Annotated in this window: 2 protein-coding genes; both read right to left on the reverse strand. The window is 64.7% G+C overall.

Annotated elements, in window-relative coordinates; genetic code table 11:
- Positions 1 to 895, reverse strand: an 895-nt coding sequence (locus JSV08_03765; protein UCF81538.1) for an aminopeptidase P family protein, incomplete at its 3' end; no start/stop codon positions are given.
- 31 nt (positions 896 to 926) lie between these two features.
- Positions 927 to 2,216 carry an ArgE/DapE family deacylase gene (locus JSV08_03770; GenBank protein ID UCF81539.1) on the reverse strand — a complete coding sequence of 430 codons (1,290 nt, stop codon included), beginning with the start codon at positions 2,214 to 2,216 and terminating at the stop codon, positions 927 to 929.
- Positions 2,217 to 2,547: the final 331 nt, after the last annotated feature.

Genomic DNA, 2,547 nt, shown 5'->3' on the forward strand with positions numbered 1-2,547 from the left:
CCACCACGCGGGCGACGTCCGGATGGGGGGCGCCCATGGAGAAGCAGCGGGCCATGTTGCAGTGGTAGCGGTTGTAGACGCCGCAGACGTCGATGTTGACGATGTCGCCCGGCATTATCTTGCGCCGCGAGGGCAGGCCGTGCACGCATGGGCTCTTGGGTCCGGAGGACAGGGGGAGTGTGATGGCGGCGTTCTCCCCTCCGGCCCTGCACATGGCGCGGACGATCTCGCCGTAGACGTCGAGCTCGCTAACGCCGGGGCGGATGTAGCGGATCGCCGCGTTCATGCCGACGTCGGCGATGCGCGCCGCCGTCTCGACGCAGGCGAGCTCCGCCGGCGACTTGATGCTCCGCAGCTCGCGCACTATCTCGGTGCCGTCGACCACCTTGCAGCCCGCTCTTTCGAGGTCCTTCTGAAAGGCCTCGCTCACCACGCGGTTCGGGCGGTAGCTGCGCATCTCCAGCCCCACGGTTCCCTTGAGCCAGCCCTCCTTCCTGAGGTCGCGGACGATCTCGCCGCCCGCGGAGCTCATCTCCTCGGCCTTGAAGATGCGCGTGTCGGTGGAGACGGTCGCGTAGCGGATGAGCGTTTCCTCCTCCTCGGAGTCGAAGAGGATGAACTTGTCGTGGTCTACGTGCACCGCGAGGCCGCTCATCGGGGGCCACAGCTTCGGGCTCTGGGCCTGGTACCACTCCGCCTGGTAGCCGCTCAGGTAGTTCATGCTCTCCGGCGAGGAGAGGTACATGAGATCGATCCTGCGGCGCGCCATCTCCTCGCGCACGCGCTCGAGCCGGTCGCGGTACTCCGCCAGGGAGAACGGCGTCTCCATTTCCGGCGAGCAATTTTCAAGAAACAATTCCCTGTTGCTAAGCTTGCGTTTCGCGCGTTTTTTCATGACAAGCGCCTCTCGTCCTTGTGCGTCCGCTTCACCGGCACCACCTCATGATTATCAGGGCTATGGCCTTGGTGGTGTTCACCAGCTCCTCGATGCTCACGAGCTCGTCCGCCATGTGGGCCGTCCTGAGGCTGGGGCCGATCGAGATGGTCGGAACCTTGGAGTAATTGATGAGATGGATGCCGTCGGAGAGGCTCCCGAACCCCATGAAACCGGGCTCCAGGCCCAGCTCGCCCAGGGCCTCGATGCCGAGCCGGGCGATCGGCTCGTCCTCGCTTATCTCCGCGCCGTACTCCCATTCGGCCGACTCGAGCCGTGGCGGATTTTCCCTCATCCACGGGTCGCACTCGGCGACGCGGCGCACCTTTTCCGCGATCTCCTGGGGAAGATTCTTCGTGGACGGGATGAAGACCGCGTCGTAGGTTATCTCGACCTTCTCCGGGTAGGTGACCGCCCATTCGCCGCCCTCGATGGCGGTGGGCATGATGGTGTCCGGGTCGAGGAGCTTGTGCTGCTTGTCGGGCCGGGTCCTCCACTCCTCGGCGAGCTCTTCCAGCCCCCGTATGACCTTGACCGCCTTCGAGATGGCGTTGACGGCCCCGCCCTCGCTCCAGTGCGGCTGCGCCAGCTCCGCGTGGCCGGCCCGCCCGAAGACGGTGATGCTGCCTCCCGCGTTGCCCCGCATGGCGATCATGACCTTCATGTCGGTGGGCTCGGGAATGACGGCGGCGTCGGCCTTGTAGCCGCGCTGGCAGCAGGAGAGGGTCCCCATGCAGGTCGCCTCCTCGTCCGGGACGGTCTGGACGATAATCTCGCCGCCCGGCTCGACGCCCGCCTTCAGGATGAAACGCACGGCCTGGATCATGGCGGCGATGCCGCCCTTCATGTCGTTCGCGCCGCGGCCGTAGAGCACATCGTCCCGCACCACGGCCTCGAACGGGTCGTTCGTCCAGCTCTCACGCTGGCCGGGGGGCACCACGTCGTAGTGGCCGTTCAGGATGAGGGAGCGCCCCTTCTTTGTCCCGGGCCTCCGGCCCGCGACGATCGGCATGTTACTCAGGTCGCGGTTCGGGTCCACCCCGGCGCCGGGGGAACTCTTGAGCTCGCGCGCGTCCGCCTCCCACCGGTCGATGCCGAAGCCCAGCTCCTTCAGCGTCCCGGACACGAAGTCCTGGAGTTTCTTATAGTCGTCCCCCTTCGCACTTTCCCCCTCGAGAGGCGTGACCGTCTTGAAGCCGATCAGCGTAGTGAGGAATTTTACTATGTCGTCCCGCCCCTGGTCGATAAGGGCCAGTACGCGTTTTTCGGAATCTGTAAGCATAAGGTGAACCCCCGCCGGGGCAATGAGAACCCAATTTAGCGCGATAGGAGGGCAATTGCAACGCGGAAGGCGAGTGTCCCGCCTATGGCGGGATTGTCCGGCGGAGAGGGATTCGAGGGGATGGGATTCGATGGAAGCGAGGAGGTCGTTTAGGCTTGACTTGCTAACGCCGTTTGCCCTTCTTTCCACGGTAGTCCCTGTGGTCCAGGCAGCTATCGTACGCGGACCAGTTTCAAAATGTCGTAGTTCGGGTGGCCATAACCGAACGCCTCCTTGACCGCGTAGAACAGATTCTGTCCGTCCACGAAGGCGATGGTGCGCTTGACCGCCG

It is taken from the genome of Acidobacteriota bacterium (assembly GCA_020349885.1).
GTDB lineage: Bacteria > Acidobacteriota.